Raw genomic sequence first — 12923 nt, forward strand, 5'->3', positions numbered from 1 at the left:
AGGGTGAGGGGAAACCTCCAGACTTAAAGCGTCACCACCAGCTCGTTACCCTGTGCGGTCACCACCACGCCCAGTTCGCTTCCCGCCTGGGAGCCACCCTGCACGCCAGCGACCTGCTGGATATTGCGCAGGCACAGCGTCCAGCCGGTCGCCTTGCCGTTGCCCTTCACGGTGATGATATTACCCTGACGTTTGGCGCTCAGCGTAAACACGACAGAGCCGTCCAGCGCCGGGACTTCGCACACCGCTTCGCGCCCATCTTCCAGGTGGAACAGCTGGAATTCGGTGCCTTCGTGCCATGCGTAATCAGGCTTCTGGTTGTTGTTGCCCAACGCCAGCAAGGTATTGTCACGGACATAAACCGGCAGGCTCATAAAATCATGCTGCTGTTTATGCCAACGGCTGCCCTGTACCTCGTCGTTGTGCCACAGGTGCGTCCAGCGGCCTTCCGGCAGGTAGAACTGCACGTCGCCCGCTTCGGTAAATACCGGCGCAACGGCCAGGGAATCCCCCAGCATGTACTGGCGGTCGAGATAATCACAGGCCGGGTCGTCCGGGAATTCCAGCATCATGGCGCGCAGCATCGGCGTACCCTGCTCGTTGGCCAGCGCAGCCTGGCGGTACAGATACGGCATCATGCGGCACTTCATTTCGGTGAAGAAGCGCACCACGTCGCAGGACTCGCTGTCGTACGCCCATGGCACACGATAGGATTTACTGCCATGCAGGCGGCTATGGCTGGAGAACAAGCCGAAGGCACACCAGCGCTTGTACAAATCTGCCGGCGCGGTGTTTTCGAAGCCGCCAATATCGTGGCTCCAGAAACCAAAGCCGGAGAGACCAATCGACAGGCCGCCACGCAGGCTTTCCGCCATCGATTCGTAGTTGGCGTAGCAGTCGCCGCCCCAGTGTACCGGGAACTGCTGGCCGCCCACGGAGGCAGAGCGGGCGAACAGCACCGCTTCTTTCTCACCAAGTGTTTCTTTCAGCACGTTCCACACCAGTTCGTTGTAGATAAAAGCGTAATGGTTGTGCATTTTCTGCGGATTAGAGCCATCAAACCACTGCACGTCGGTCGGGATACGCTCGCCGAAGTCCGTTTTGAAGCAGTCGACGCCCATCGCCACCAGCTCTTTGAGTTTGTCGGCGTACCACGCGCAGGCTTCCGGATTGGTGAAGTCATAAATCGCCAACCCCGGCTGCCATTTATCCCACTGCCACAGGGATCCATCCGGACGTTTGAGCAGATAGCCTTTTTCTTTCAGCTCTTTGAAAATCGGCGATTTCTGGCCGATGTACGGGTTTATCCACACGCAGACTTTCAGCCCTTTGTCTTTCAGGCGCTGAATCATCCCTTTAGGATCGGGGAAGGTCAGCGGATCCCATTCGAAATCGCACCACTGGAAAGCTTTCATCCAGAAACAGTCGAAGTGGAACACGTGCAGCGGCAGGTCACGCTCGGCCATACCGTCGATAAAGCTGTTCACCGTCGCTTCGTCGTAGTTGGTGGTGAACGAGGTGGTCAGCCACAGGCCGAAAGACCAAGCCGGTGGCAGCGCCGGACGCCCGGTAAATTGGGTATAGCGGTTCAGCACCTCTTTCGGCGTTGGGCCGTCGATGACGAAGTATTCCAGATGCTCGCCTTCCACGCTGAACTGCACCTTGGACACTTTCTCCGAGCCAATCTCAAAGGAGACATTTTCCGGGTGATTCACCAGCACGCCGTAGCCGCGGTTGGTCAGGTAGAACGGGATATTTTTGTAGGACTGCTCGGTGCTAGTGCCGCCGTCTTTGTTCCAGGTTTCGACGTTCTGCCCGTTGCGCACCAGCGCGGTAAAGCGCTCGCCAAGGCCATAGACAGTTTCGCCAACGCCCAGATCCAGGCGCTCGAACATGTAGTTGCGATTGTCGTTGGTGTCCTGCACGTAGCCGTTGTTTTTCAGCTGGCTACCGGTGATGCGCACGCCGTCACGCAGAAAATCTAATGCCCAGAATTCACCTTTGGTGACGCGCACGCTAAGGTTGCCGCTTTTCAGTTCAGCAAATTCAGCGGTGTTCTGCATCTCCACGTGCACATCCTTCAGCACGTTCAGCGGATAGTTCGGGCCAGTCTCCAGCGCGCCCTGGAAGTGCTCGATACGCACCCCAATAACCCCTTCCTGAGGCGAGAACAAGCGCAGGGTAAACAGCGGCGTATCCAGCTGCCAGGTACGTTCGCGAACATCACGCGGTGCCACGTACACCACCATCTCATTGCCATGCTGTTCAACGTCAAACACCTGAACAGGTTGAATTAAATTCAGGCCCGGTTGGATCAGCCAGTTTCCATCACTGATTTTCATAGCTCGTCCTCTTAATTCTCTAAAGATTGCTTCATGGATACGTTTTCAAAGTCCTGCTGATTGCGGTGCGCGCCCTGCGCCAGTTCGGCCATCATCTTGACCAGGAACGGCGTTTTCAGGGTATAGAAGCGCTTCGCCACCACGGCGCTCAGCAGGTAGCAAATAGCCGGTACGATAGTGAACAGGGCAATGATGATGCTGATAGTGGCTGGGTTTTGCGTGGTTGCTGCGGCGTTGTAGCCGCCGCCTGCCAGCATCCAGCCAATCATCGCGCCGCCCAGTGCCAGGCCCAGCTTCAGCACGAACAGCGTGCCCGCGAAGCTGATGCCGGTGAGACGTTTGCCGTTACACCATTCGCCGTAGTCGACGGTGTCGGACATCATCACCCACTGGATCGGCGTCACCAGCTGGTGCAGCACGCCAATCGCAAAGATGAAGACGAACATCAGCACGCTGGCGTTCATCGGCACAAAGAACATCGCCAGGCTCAGCACCGCCAGAATGGCGTTGGTCCACCAGAAGACGCTCACTTTGCATTTCCAGTCGGTCAGCGGTTTGGCCAGCGCCGAGCCAATCAGGTTGCCGACGCAGTAGGTGGTGAGGAAGGCGGTAAACAGCGTCGGAGAACCCAGAATCCAGGTGACGTAGTACATCATCGCGCCGCCGCGTACGCATACCGCCATGATGTTGAGGATGGTCAGCAGGCCGACGATGCGCCACTGGTCGTTTTGCCAGATGTCGCGCAGGTCTTCACGCATTGAATTGTTGGTAGGCGGCGCTTCTACGCGCTCTTTGGTAGTAAAGAAGCAGAAGGCCAGCATCATAAAGGCAATCACCGACAGCACCGCAATGCCGCCCTGGAAGCCGAGCGCTTTGTCTTCGCCGCCAATCATATTCACCAGCGGCATCATCAGCACGGTAGAGAGCATGCCGCCGGCGGTTGCCAGCACGAAGCGCCAGGATTGCAGCGAGATGCGCTGCGTTGGGTCGTTGGTGATCACACCCCCCAGCGCGCAGTACGGGATATTCACCACGGTGTAGAGCAGGGTCAGCAGCGTGTAGGTGACGGCGGCATAAATCAGTTTGCCGTTATGGCTGAGATCCGGCGTGCTGTAGGCCAGCACGCAGACGAGGCCGAACGGCAGCGCGCCGAACAGCACCCACGGGCGGAACTTGCCCCAGCGGCTGCGCGTGCGGTCGGCCAGCAGCCCCATGCACGGGTCGGAAATCGCATCCAGCGCGCGCGCCAGCAGGAACATGGTGCCAACGTAACCTGCGGGTATACCGAAGATATCGGTATAGAAGAACATCATGTACAGCATGACGTTATCGAAAATGATATGGCTGGCGGCATCACCCATGCCGTAACCAATCTTCTCTTTGACAGACAATACTTCACTCTTCATCTTTCAAACCCCTTTGCGCCGAGCCCACTCCGGAACCGGTTACCGTTTTGTAAACCATCCGCGCCATAAGGTGAATTGCGATTTCTCGTTATCAAATTACGTTTCTTAATTTCTGTGATCTGGGAGGAGGATAGAATGTGTCGAAGTGTAAATTACGGAATTTATTGATATTTCTATCAGTAGCCGCGACAAGGCAGAAAAAAGATGCTGAAAACGGTAAGTAAAGATGTGGTAACTGCTTGAAAGTAGCTATAATGCGCCCCGCCTCCATGTAGCAGTCGAGGCGCGGAAGATCGTCGTCTCCGGTGAGACGATTGGTTTTTAATTCCAGTGGTTGCCGTCAATGGCTCCCGGCAGGTTCGACTCCTGCGATCTCCGCCAAAATTCGCTACGCTTCCCGCCCTCTTCTTCCTTGTTCGTTTGCCGTTTAATCGCTGAATTTCCCCCTGACGAAAACCATTTTCCTGCCCTGCTGCGTTTAATAAAACATCGCCACTGTCCCGCTTCGTTTACGCCGTACACTAGCGCGGCCAGCGGTTGAAAAAGTGCCGCCAGGTGCCGTCTAAAATGGTTAAAAACATCGCGATTTAGCGGAGATTTTCGGTCATCATCGGGGTCATGACGAGATAATGAGCAGTGATGGCAAATACCCTTGCGCTAAGCGGAAAGGTAACCTCTGGAAAAGGAAGGGTTTTATCTTCATGCCCACGGCTCAACGGCATTCAGGCGAGAAATAATATGCCAGGGGGGATGTGGTAAATGGTTGAAAGTAGCTATAATGCGCCCCGCCTCCATGTAGCAATCGAGGCGCGGAAGATCGTCGTCTCCGGTGAGGCGGCTGGACTTCAAATCCAGTTGGGGCCGCCAGCGGTCCTGGGCAGGTTCGACTCCTGTGATCTTCCGCCAAAATTTATCTATTGTCTGAAAGAGTCTCTAGTGCTGCTAATAAATCTTTTAATCCAATATTAAAGTCCAATCTGAAATCTGCATATTTTTTTGTTTTCAAAAGTTCAGGAATTTTACATTCTTTCAAAAGAATTGGGAGTACATTTACTCGTCCATGTTCTATCTCATTCCAATATTTAGCCTGCCATTCTCGCTCAACCCATTTAGATGAAACGGAATCTTCAGAAAGAATAACAATTATAAAATCAGCTTCCTGCAACCCATTAGATATCTTTTCAGGAATACTCTCACCAACTTTAATATCCCACTCATCTAACCACGGAATATATCCATTTGCTTCAAGATCCATACATAGCATCTTAGCAAAAGGCTTGTCTGCTGATGAATGAGAGATGAAAATCTTTGCACCACTAGGTTTACTCATATAACGCTGTTCCACCACTTGTTCTATTAATGTCGTTTCAACATAGTGCAACTCAGAAAAATAACTGCACAGCCTTTTATGTGTTATTTTTTTATTAATATTAAATGGTGAACACAGTTCGGTTAATTCGTCTTTCCGCTTCACCAAATCATTCATAGAAACGTACTCTAAATCATCATAGGGAATGGCATGATGTTCCGCCGCTAATAAAAAATGCCCAAAGTAAACAATAGCGGCAGGGATTGCATTCTCAATGCTATCTTCATGACTCTCATCGAAGACCATTTCATCTGGGAAAATATAATCATCATCGTCATAGTACCCAATGCGTCCTTTAAATTTTCCAGAGATGACTTTAACTGTACCAAATCTCTCCATTTCTTTAGGCATATATTAGTCTCAGTATAATAATCGCTAACCCTTAGGCTCAATTTTTCTCTCTTTCAATGCCTCTCTCGCCAATTCCTTCAGCCAACTGGCGAGACTCACCCCTTCCTCCGCTGCCACAGCATCCAACTGTTCCTTCAATGCCGGATCAATTCGCATTTTGAACTGCGGTGACTGGCCGCCACCTTTTGGTTTTTTTTCGCGCGATATGATTGACATGGGGCCACCTATCCATTTACTCTAATTCACATAGGAGGCCACCTAAACCTCCTTTTTAGACAACGCTCTGATGTGCGGGAACACAGTCAGAGCGTCTAACCTCACCAACTATCAAGGAGTTGATTATGGCTGATCCGCATTCTACCCCAGACTTACCTGTAGCAAAAACCGAGCGTTCATTAATTATGGGATATCGCCCGCAGGGTACGGATAAAAGCACGCCCTGCATCACGCTTTCCGGTAAGTGGCTGCGCGATGCCGGGTTTGATACCGGGCAGCAGGTATCTGTCAAAGTGATGGACGGCTGCATCGTTCTGATGACCTTTGGTGAGCAAGAACAAAAGCTTCAGGCCGAGCTAAAAGAGATAAAGCAGAAGCTGAAAAGCATTGAAACGGCGCTAGCAGTGGCCCACTGACAGAATGATTCACTGAGACAGCGATACCTGCGGGCCGATAACGCGGCAGGGTGGTACAGTTCTGTACTTATGCCACCTGCGGGTATCCTGATGTGAGCCGCATCATCAGAGGATTTTGCCCGGCATAGCACATCGTGACGCGTAAGACTGTAAACCTGGCAGCACAGGAACAATCCGATAATTACCACAATAATTGAAGCCACGCTAAAGTAATCAATGTTTATAAATTAATTATCCTGCTATTTTATTTCCAAAATTCAAATCCATTCCATCCTGACTATTCCAATTCAAATAATCACTTAGCTTTTAAATATATTATATATTTCCTGCTTTTGAATTCCTCATACAATAAGGTGACCTGTGATCTATTTTTAATAAAATAGTCTTAAGGCAAATTGGCAGAATTTAACTACCTATCCTACAGTTATATCAGGGACACTATCTTCATACGTTATTGTTTTACTAGGGAAAAATAATACCTGTGTAGAGGTCAATACTATGAACACGCCAATTAAGTTCATTTTATTTTGTCTGTCATCCGCACTTATTCCATCGGCGAATGCAGCTGTAGCAACAAATACATTCCAGGTACAGCTCACTATTTTAAGTAGCTGTTCTGTTACTCAACCGGCGGCATTGAATATGGGGTCGGTGCAGTCCAATGCTACGACGGCCAACGGTTCAACCAGTATGGCTGTCACCTGTTCCAGAACCACGCCTTACTTTGTGGGCCTGACGCCGTCTTCTGCTAACGGCGGTGGCACGACCGGTAATGGATTTATGGCGGGTACGACGGGCAACACGGATAAAGTCCCGTATCAGCTAAACCAGGACTCCGCCGGTACTAAACCGTGGGGTAACACCGCGACATCAAGTAGCGCAGGTAACGGCGTTGCGGGAACCGGGAGCGGCCTGGCACAAAGCATCACGGTCTATGCCGTCGCCCCTAACGCCAACTTCAAACCCGATACCTATACCGATACGGTCACCATTAGCGTTAACTACTAGTTCAGGGATGGCACATGAATGGGAAAAAGAGTGCGCTTGCCTTTCTTTTGGGGATGGTCTTCGTCAGCCGCTTTGCCACCGCAGACGGCCTGCAAGTCACGCCCGTCAATCTGACGCTGCAACAAAACCAGCGCGCGGAGGGGATATGGCTGAGCAACACCGGCAGCAACCCTATCAACGCCCAGGTGCGCGTGTTTCACTGGAGCCAGAGCGACTATAGCGACAAACTCGCCGCGTCGCAGGGGCTGGTGATCAGCCCACCGATGCTGACATTAGCGCCAGGCGGGCGACAGCTCATCCGCGTGATCCGCACCGGGCTGCCAACGTCGACTGAAGATGCCTATCGGCTGTCGATTAACGAGCTGCCGCCGTCGGTATTGAAAAAGAATGCCCTGCAGTTTGTGCTGCACTATTCCATCCCCGTCTTTATCCAGCCGCCGGGTGTGACCGATACCTTCGCCAAACTGCAATGGCAGATCCATCGCAGTGACGGCAAAGCATTTCTGCAAGTGAACAATCAGGGAGACGGGCACGCTCAGATCTCTGCAGTCAGCATTCTCTCTGCGTCAGGTAGCCGAAAAGAGATTACCCCGGGGTTATTAGGTTACGTACTTCCCGGCTCGACGATGCGCTGGATTATTCCCACCAGCGCCGGTGACGCAGGACAGGGAGGGAAGCTTGAAGTCACGGTCAATGGTAAAAAAACGCTGCAACCGCTATAGCGGGCCAACCTGGCTTTTAATTATTTTAATATTCAATGTGTTATTTATGACAAGGGGTATGTCTGCGGAAATGAAAAGCGACAAACCGCCGCAGGATGGGGTGATTACCGATGGGAAGCAACTGGTCGGGGTCGACCTCTATCTCGACGTCACGCTAAACCAAACCCACATCGGCATAGCCCGGTTCGGCTATGACAATAACCGGCTGTATGCCAGCGCCGACAGTCTGCGCCAGATTGGTCTGCGGGTGCCTACCAACACGCCGGACCCGGTCTGCCTGAATGATATTTCCCAGCTGCAGCTAAATTACGATGCCAATCTGCAAACGCTGACCCTCACCGCACCGCTGCCGCTGTTGGATATGGGCACCACGGAGATCAGCGATAGAGATGACGCTAACCCCACGGCCAGCACGTCACGCGGCATACTGCTCAATTACGATCTCTATGCCTCGCAGGAAAAAAACGAACAAAACAATGCCAGCGCGTACACCGAGCTTCGTGCCTTCAGCAGCGCAGGCGTACTGAGCTCCACGCAGATAGCTCGCTACGGCAGTAGCCATGACGATTATGATCAGGGTAACGGCATGACTCGGCTGGACACCAGCTGGCGATCCTCTTTCCCGGAGCAGGTGTTCTCTGTCACCGTCGGTGATACCTTTACCAGCGCACTGAACTGGTCACGCCCCACCCGCATCGCCGGGCTACAGCTCGGCACTGATTACAGTCTTCAGCCCTACACGCCCACCACGCCGCTACCGTCTTTTTTCGGCTCTGCCACCCTGCCTTCCAGCGTTGAGCTGTATATGAACGGGGTGAAGTACTACAACGGTGAAGTCCCGGCGGGGAATTTTGAGATTAACACCCTGCCGAACATTAACGGGGCAGGCACCGGCCAGGTCACGATGACCGATGCGCTGGGCAAAACGACGGTGCAGAGTTTCTCGTTCTATACCGACCAGTCATTGCTGCGTAAAGGTATCACCCAGTGGTCAGCAGAAATCGGCGTGGTGCGTAACAACTACGGCTATTCTTCCTTTGACTATTCCAGCAACCCCGCCTTTAGCGGCACCTGGCGACACGGTTTCAGCAATAGCTTTACGCTCGGCGGGCACGCCGAAGCCACCGATAGCCTGGTAAACGGCGGTTTGAGCAGCGACTGGATTCCCGGCAATAGCAGCGGCATCATCTCTACATCGCTGGCGATGAGCGCGGACTCGGGAAAAAACGGCCTCCTCTACGCTCTGGGCTATCGCTGGAGCAACAGCCGTTTTAGCTTCAGCACCGCCACGACCGCCACCATGAACGACTATCACGACGTTGCCACCCGTTACGGCCAGGCGCCGCCGTCTCTGAATCAGAGCACCATTGCGGGCTACACCACGGATTCCCTTGGCAGTTTTAGCGTGGGCTACCTGCAATTTCGCTACCCCGGTGAAAGCACTCAGCGCTATACCAATGCGAACTGGTATAAATCCGTGACCGATAATGTCTATCTCAACGCTGGGCTAAATCAGAACGTAGATAAAAGCCGCGACCGCAGCCTGTATCTGATGGTCAGCGTCTCGTTCGATAACAACATTAGCGCCAGCAGCACCGTGCAACGCAGCAACGACCAGATGAGCTACATGCTCAATGCCAGCAAGACGCAGCCAATGGACGGCGGTTGGGGCTGGAACCTGGCACTCAACCAACAGGATTCACAGCAAAATGGACAAGGTGAACTCGGTTATCTGGGGCGCTACGGCAAAGTGTACAGCGGCTATAGCCACATCGCTGACAGCAAAACAACGTACGCGGGTGCCGACGGTTCGCTGGTTCTGATGGGTGGTGGCCTGTTTGCATCGCGCCTCATCAACAACGGTTTTGCGGTGGTTTCCACCGACGGCGTGCCGGACGTCCCCGTTGAGCTGCAAAACAACCCTATTGGCACCAGCGATAGCAAGGGGCTGCTTCTGGTCACACCGCTTAACAGCTATCAGAAAAACCAGATCAGCATTAACCCATTAAACCTGCCCGCGAATATGCAGATCTATCCTGTTAACGCCGTGGCGATCCCCGCCGATCGCTCCGGGACGATGGTGAATTTCACCGTCAAACCTGTGCGTTCTGCATTGATTATATTGAAAAATAGTAAAGGAGAGGACATCCCCGAGGGCTCAACCGCCGTGCTCAACGGCCCCTCAGGGCAGCGTGCGGTGGTCGGTTTCGACGGCATGACCTATTTCGATACGCTGAGAATGCACAACACGCTGCGGGTGAGCACCAGCGCAGGCGTCTGTTCTGCACAGTTCGACTACCCCGAAAAACCCCGCGATATCCCGCAGATTGGCCCGTTAACATGCCAATAAACGTTTAACTGAACAGGAGCTGGCGCTATGTGGCTACGCGTGTTGATTTTACTCATTGGGGTCTTTTGTTTTCCCCTCAAAAGCCACGCGGTGAACTGCTCAATTACCGCCGTCTCGAACGTGGCATTTAGTTCGGTAAACCCGTTTTCTGCCACCGATACCCAGACCTCCATGACCTTTAACTACAGCTGCTCAAAAGTTGTTGGCGATGTGCTCGGTGGATACACCCTGTGCTTTAACCTCGGTGCACAGGGCAGCAATACTATCGCCACCCGCAAGATGACCACCACCGGCGGCGGCACGCTGAACTACCAGCTTTACTATAAAGATAGCAGCGGCAACAGTCTGGTTTGGGGCAACCAGACGGCAGGCGGGGGGACCTTCCCCACGGTAGACATCAACTTGCTGAATCTCACCACAGTCAGCGGCTCACTGACGGTCTATGGCACAATCCCTGCCGGGCAAAGCACCGTTGCGCCGGGCAGCTATAACGATACTTATACTGGCGCTACCGCATACGTCACTATCAACGGCGCGCTGCTCCTTCCACCGGGCACATGCAGCACCTCGACCCTGCAAACCTTCCCGTTCTCGGTCACTGCCGTCGTCAACAAGCAGTGCAATATCAACGCCGTCAACAACATCAACCTTGGCTCCGTTCCCAGCACGCAGACCAACATTATGGGCAACAACTATTTTACGATGGCCTGCACAAATTCGACGCCTTATACCATTGGCCTTTCACCTTCCAACGGCAGTTCTACCGGTAGCGGGGTCCTGAAGAGTCAAACACCCGCCCTCAACAACGCAGACCTGGTGCCCTATCAGCTCAATTCAACGGCAGGCATCAACGGCGCAGCCTGGGGGAATATTGCCTCTACCAATACGGTGCAGGGTACGGGTACCGGACTTGCGGTCAATCAGACGGTGTACGCTGTCGCACCCAGCGCCAACTATCGCCCCGACACCTATGCCGACACCGTCACCATCAACGTGACCTACTAAAGAAAATCTTTACCGATGGCGTATACTGACATCCATCGTCTCCCGTGAGGAATCAGTATGCGTTCGTTAAATCGGCTGAAGTGGCTACACGCCTTTGAAGCCACCGCCCGCCACGGCAGTTTTACCGGTGCGGCGCAGGAATTGGGTGTGACGCCCGCCGCCGTTGGGCAGCTGGTGCGCTCGCTGGAAGACTGGGTTGGCTACCCACTGCTGCATCGCACCCGTTCCGGCAAAGAGCGCCTGACGCTGGTTAGCGAGGCGCAGGACGCCCTACAGGACATCACTCAGGGGCTCGATAAGCTCGAGCTGGGGCTGAACAAACTGCGCGGCCGCCGGGCGCGTTCGGTGGTGGTGGTCACCGCTTCGCAGGTGCTGATGATGAACTGGCTGATGGAGCGGCTGAACCGCTTTTCAGAAGCACATGAAGCCATCGACCTGCGCCTTAACGTGACGGAAAAGCTGATGGACGTATCCCACGGTGAAGCGGACGTTGGCGTACGCTGCGGCCAAGGCGACTGGCCGGGTGTCGATAAGGACTGGCTGATGGACGAAGAAGCGGTGCTGGTCTGTAGCCCACGGTTGGTGCCGCCAGAAAAAATCGGCTGCGGTGATTGGCTATGTCAGCAAAAACTCATTCACGACGACACCCCGCATCCAGGCGCCAATTTCCCGGATTGGGAGTCCGTATTAAACACGCTCGACGCACCGGCGGCCAAAGAGAGCGGGCTGCACATCAACTCCACTTCAGCCGTGATCCTCGCCGCGCTCAGCGGGCGCGGTGTCGCTATCGTGCGCCACGCGCTGGTCAAAGCGCTGATTGAAACCGGGCAGCTCACCCAGCTTCATCCCAACCACCGCTGGCCGCTGAGCTGGTCCTACTATCTCGTCACCCCGCAGAATACGGTAATGCGCCCGGAAGTGCGGACGTTCCACGATTGGCTTATCGCCGACGTGATGGCCGAAAATGCGACGGCATAGAAAAACTATTCTGCAAGGCAAGAAGATCTGATTTGTTGCCAGCGTCAGAGATTCTGATAATTCAGGCAACCCCAATGCCACTGAATACAGGAGAACATCATGGCCTGGCTACAAATCACCCTCGACATCAGCCCTGAAAATCGCGCCGCTGCGGCAGGCGTTTATCAGCAATACAAAGCGCCATTCCTCAACACCATCGACGGCGCAACGGCAAAAGAGCTGTTGATTCGCGATGAAGATGTACAGGTGCTGCACGGTTTTAACACTCGCGAGCAGGCGCAGGCCTATCTCAGCAGCCCGCTGTTCACCCACGATGTCGTCGAAGGGCTGAAACCGTATCTCAATAGCGCGCCGGATGTGCGTATCTACGACGTCGCCTAGGGAGATAACATCATGTTCTTGAACTGGAATGAGTATCGCAGTGGCCTGCTGGCCGCGGTGGGTAAATTCGCCAAAATGCAGCCGGAATTTATGAAGGGCCTGGCGCAGATGGATAAAGGTGCTTCAGAGCACGGGCACCTGGATGCCAAAACCCGCGAGCTGATTTCGCTGGCGGTGGCGGTCACCACCCGCTGCGACGGCTGTCTGGCGGTACACGTTGAAGCGGCGGCGAAGCACGGCGCAACGAAAGCGGAGATCGCCGAGGCGCTGTCGGTGGCGATTAACCTCAATACCGGGGCGGCGCTGACCTATACGGCGCGTGCACTGGATATCTACGATAATCTGCCGGAGTAGCGGGCGGTTTTTCCCCTCACCCTAA

The 12923-nt window shown here is 53.9% G+C and carries 12 protein-coding genes and 2 tRNA genes; 10 read left to right on the forward strand and 4 right to left on the reverse strand.

Going from position 1 to position 12923, the window contains the following annotated elements:
• Nucleotides 1-23 precede the first annotated feature (23 nt).
• Together yicI and KP80_RS01355 are read right to left on the reverse strand one after the other, a co-directional pair.
• Nucleotides 24-2342 (reverse strand): alpha-xylosidase, encoded by a 2319-nt coding sequence (gene yicI / locus KP80_RS01350; protein WP_052281782.1) that lies wholly within the window; start codon nt 2340-2342, stop codon nt 24-26.
• 11 nt (nt 2343-2353) lie between these two features.
• Entirely contained in the window at nt 2354-3748 is a 1395-nt protein-coding gene (locus KP80_RS01355; protein WP_052281783.1) for a glycoside-pentoside-hexuronide family transporter, read from the reverse strand.
• Between the two features lie 287 nt (nt 3749-4035).
• On the opposite strand from KP80_RS01355, the gene KP80_RS22985 reads away from it, so the two are divergent.
• Nucleotides 4036-4129, forward strand: a tRNA-OTHER gene (locus KP80_RS22985).
• A gap of 430 nt (nt 4130-4559) precedes the next feature.
• A tRNA-Sec gene (locus KP80_RS22990) sits at nt 4560-4654 on the forward strand.
• 4 nt (nt 4655-4658) lie between these two features.
• Here the strand turns inward: KP80_RS22990 and KP80_RS01360 are convergent.
• Nucleotides 4659-5468, reverse strand: coding sequence for a toll/interleukin-1 receptor domain-containing protein (locus KP80_RS01360; protein WP_052281784.1), 810 nt, complete (start codon nt 5466-5468; stop codon nt 4659-4661).
• Between the two features lie 24 nt (nt 5469-5492).
• Nucleotides 5493-5684, reverse strand: a complete 192-nt coding sequence (locus tag KP80_RS01365) for a toxin-antitoxin system HicB family antitoxin (protein ID WP_052281785.1) — start codon at nt 5682-5684, stop codon at nt 5493-5495.
• 125 nt (nt 5685-5809) lie between these two features.
• Between KP80_RS01365 and KP80_RS01370 the strand changes: the two genes are divergently transcribed.
• The 8 genes from KP80_RS01370 (at nt 5810) to KP80_RS01405 (ending at nt 12898) form a co-directional block, all read left to right on the forward strand.
• Nucleotides 5810-6100 (forward strand): SymE family type I addiction module toxin, encoded by a 291-nt coding sequence (locus KP80_RS01370; RefSeq protein WP_052281786.1) that lies wholly within the window; start codon nt 5810-5812, stop codon nt 6098-6100.
• Nucleotides 6101-6598: 498 nt separating this feature from the next.
• Nucleotides 6599-7108, forward strand: a complete 510-nt coding sequence (locus KP80_RS01375) for a spore coat U domain-containing protein (RefSeq protein ID WP_052281787.1) — start codon at nt 6599-6601, stop codon at nt 7106-7108.
• 14 nt (nt 7109-7122) lie between these two features.
• Nucleotides 7123-7830 (forward strand): molecular chaperone, encoded by a 708-nt coding sequence (locus KP80_RS01380; RefSeq protein WP_052281788.1) that lies wholly within the window; start codon nt 7123-7125, stop codon nt 7828-7830.
• A 70-nt stretch (nt 7831-7900) separates the two neighbouring features.
• Entirely contained in the window at nt 7901-10180 is a 2280-nt protein-coding gene (locus tag KP80_RS01385; RefSeq protein ID WP_231625896.1) for a fimbria/pilus outer membrane usher protein, read from the forward strand.
• 27 nt (nt 10181-10207) lie between these two features.
• Entirely contained in the window at nt 10208-11185 is a 978-nt protein-coding gene (locus KP80_RS01390) for a spore coat U domain-containing protein (protein WP_052281790.1), read from the forward strand.
• A gap of 57 nt (nt 11186-11242) precedes the next feature.
• On the forward strand, nt 11243-12163 hold the full coding sequence (locus KP80_RS01395; RefSeq protein WP_052281791.1) for a LysR substrate-binding domain-containing protein: 921 nt from the start codon (nt 11243-11245) through the stop codon (nt 12161-12163).
• 99 nt (nt 12164-12262) lie between these two features.
• Nucleotides 12263-12544 (forward strand): hypothetical protein, encoded by a 282-nt coding sequence (locus KP80_RS01400; RefSeq protein ID WP_052281792.1) that lies wholly within the window; start codon nt 12263-12265, stop codon nt 12542-12544.
• A gap of 12 nt (nt 12545-12556) precedes the next feature.
• Nucleotides 12557-12898 carry a carboxymuconolactone decarboxylase family protein gene (locus KP80_RS01405; RefSeq protein WP_052281793.1) on the forward strand — a complete coding sequence of 114 codons (342 nt, stop codon included), beginning with the start codon at nt 12557-12559 and terminating at the stop codon, nt 12896-12898.
• The last annotated feature ends 25 nt before the right edge of the window (nt 12899-12923 follow it).

The sequence above is a fragment of the Kluyvera genomosp. 1 genome, assembly GCF_001266615.1.
Classification (GTDB): Bacteria; Pseudomonadota; Gammaproteobacteria; order Enterobacterales; family Enterobacteriaceae; genus Kluyvera; species Kluyvera cryocrescens_A.

Bases quoted from the DNA above. Each gene is read 5' to 3' on its own strand.
- KP80_RS01370 (WP_052281786.1), top strand. From the start codon at position 5,810: ATGGCTGATCCGCATTCTACCCCAGACTTACCTGTAGCAAAAACCGAG.
- KP80_RS01365 (WP_052281785.1), bottom strand. From the start codon at position 5,684: ATGTCAATCATATCGCGCGAAAAAAAACCAAAAGGTGGCGGCCAGTCA.
- KP80_RS01375 (WP_052281787.1), top strand. From the start codon at position 6,599: ATGAACACGCCAATTAAGTTCATTTTATTTTGTCTGTCATCCGCACTT.
- KP80_RS01400 (WP_052281792.1), top strand. From the start codon at position 12,263: ATGGCCTGGCTACAAATCACCCTCGACATCAGCCCTGAAAATCGCGCC.
- KP80_RS01385 (WP_231625896.1), top strand. From the start codon at position 7,901: ATGAAAAGCGACAAACCGCCGCAGGATGGGGTGATTACCGATGGGAAG.
- KP80_RS01360 (WP_052281784.1), bottom strand. From the start codon at position 5,468: ATGCCTAAAGAAATGGAGAGATTTGGTACAGTTAAAGTCATCTCTGGA.
- KP80_RS01380 (WP_052281788.1), top strand. From the start codon at position 7,123: ATGAATGGGAAAAAGAGTGCGCTTGCCTTTCTTTTGGGGATGGTCTTC.
- KP80_RS01390 (WP_052281790.1), top strand. From the start codon at position 10,208: ATGTGGCTACGCGTGTTGATTTTACTCATTGGGGTCTTTTGTTTTCCC.
- KP80_RS01395 (WP_052281791.1), top strand. From the start codon at position 11,243: ATGCGTTCGTTAAATCGGCTGAAGTGGCTACACGCCTTTGAAGCCACC.
- KP80_RS01355 (WP_052281783.1), bottom strand. From the start codon at position 3,748: ATGAAGAGTGAAGTATTGTCTGTCAAAGAGAAGATTGGTTACGGCATG.
- yicI (WP_052281782.1), bottom strand. From the start codon at position 2,342: ATGAAAATCAGTGATGGAAACTGGCTGATCCAACCGGGCCTGAATTTA.
- KP80_RS01405 (WP_052281793.1), top strand. From the start codon at position 12,557: ATGTTCTTGAACTGGAATGAGTATCGCAGTGGCCTGCTGGCCGCGGTG.